Annotated in this window: 2 protein-coding genes and 1 pseudogene; 1 reads left to right on the plus strand and 2 read right to left on the minus strand. The window is 67.7% G+C overall.

Annotation, left to right across the window (positions count from 1 at the left end; genetic code table 11):
* Window positions 1–111, minus strand: a pseudogene (locus tag C3Y15_RS32495) (TIGR00645 family protein); the annotation flags it as partial.
* A 122-nt stretch (window positions 112–233) separates the two neighbouring features.
* On the minus strand, window positions 234–1,136 hold the full coding sequence (locus C3Y15_RS31340; RefSeq protein WP_011885481.1) for a DMT family transporter: 903 nt from the start codon (window positions 1,134–1,136) through the stop codon (window positions 234–236).
* A gap of 316 nt (window positions 1,137–1,452) precedes the next feature.
* Here C3Y15_RS31340 and C3Y15_RS31350 point away from each other — a divergent pair.
* Window positions 1,453–1,648: acetyl-coenzyme A synthetase N-terminal domain-containing protein (locus C3Y15_RS31350; RefSeq protein WP_279588472.1), on the plus strand; the 196-nt coding region annotated here is incomplete at its 3' end.

Below are 1,648 nucleotides of genomic sequence, written 5' to 3' on the forward strand. Positions count from 1 at the left end.
GACGATCAGACCCAGATAAAGCGGACCCTGGAGCCAGCGGCTCATGAAGATCAGCGCGGGCAGCGGGCGCAGCGAGCGGCGGCCGGGGCCGGGCGAATGCGGGGCGGACATGGTGGCGGTGCGGGCGCGGGGCGCAGGTATCGGGGGTAACGATGAAACGCGATGAAACGGCGCGCTATTGTAACGCGTTGGCCGGCGCGGCTGCAGCGACGCGCCGACGGGGCGGGGACGGATCAGGCCGCGGCGCTCGGCGCGCGCTTCACGCGCAGGCTCGCGAGCACGATTCCGGTGACGACGCATGCGAGCGCGACGCCGTGCGCGAGCGTCGGGCGCTCGCCGAGGAACGCGATCCCGTAGGCGGCGGCCGCGACCGGCAGCACCGCGCTGAACACGCCCGCGAGGCTGCCCGGCACGTGGCGGATGCCCTTCATCCACAGCCAGAACGAGAAGATGCTGGCCGACAGCCCGTACCAGACGACGAGCCCCCACGTGCCGGCCGGCACGCTCGCATAATCGAAATGCCACAGCGCGCCGGCGCCGAGCGGCAGCATCAGGAACAGGCCGAACAGGTGCGTGTAGGCGCAGATGTCGATCGGGGCGAGCGTCTGCGTGAGCCGACGCGACAGGATCACGTAGATCGATTCGCAGCACACCGCGCCGAGCATCAGCAGGTTGCCGGTGAGCGAGCCGGCGGAGGCGCTGCCTGCGTTGCCGGAGTTGCCGTTCGCGAGGTTGATCGTCACGACGCCGGCGATGGCGAGCGCGATCGATACGAGCGCACGGCCGTTCGGTTTTTCGCGCAGGATCAGCCAGGCGAACAGCGCGACGATCGCGGGAATCGTGCTGGTGATCACGCCGGCGGCGACCGCGCTCGTGCGCTGCACGCCGTTGAGCATCAGCAGCGTGAACATGAAGGTGCCGAAGAATGCCTGCAGAAACAGGTTCAGCCATTCGGCGCGGCGCACCGCGCGCATCTTCACGGGGCTGAACAGCGGCCACAGCACGGCGATCGCGATCACGAAGCGCAGCGTGGCGAGAATGGCGACCGGAACGAACACGACGATGGATTTGCCGATACCGACGTTGCTGCCGACGAGCAGCATCGACAGGATCAGGAAGAAGGCGTAGCGATTCAAGCTGGAGTCCGGGGGGCGAGTTCAGTTAGGATTGTAGGGTCGCGTTTGTAACAGCGTAAAGCGGCCGTCCGCTACGCAGTGCACGTGTGTGCTGCGCACGGCCGCGTAAGTGATGGGTAAGTTCGAACGCTTATCGTGGAAACCGCCGGGCTGCACGCGCGTCGCCGTTTGACGTGGTGCGGCGCAGCATCGTGCGCAGCCTCCTCCGGGCCGCGCGCGGGTGAGTGGGAGACAGCGGCGCGCAAGCGCCGGCCAAGACGCGGCGCGCACGATCGCGCCGCCATGCAGAGGATTCATGTTCACCAAGGGGTAGTCGATGTCTGCGATTGAATCGGTTCTTCACGAAACCCGTCAGTTTGCGCCGCCCGCGGCGCTCGAGAAGACGGCGACCATTTCCGGCATGCCGGCCTACCGTGCGCTCGTCGCCGAGGCCGAGCAGGACTACGAGGGCTTCTGGGCGCGTCTCGCGCGCGAGAACCTGAGCTGGCACAAGCCGTTCACCAAGGTGCTCG

The organism is Burkholderia sp. B10, from assembly GCF_004368385.1.
Classification (GTDB): Bacteria; Pseudomonadota; Gammaproteobacteria; order Burkholderiales; family Burkholderiaceae; genus Burkholderia; species Burkholderia vietnamiensis.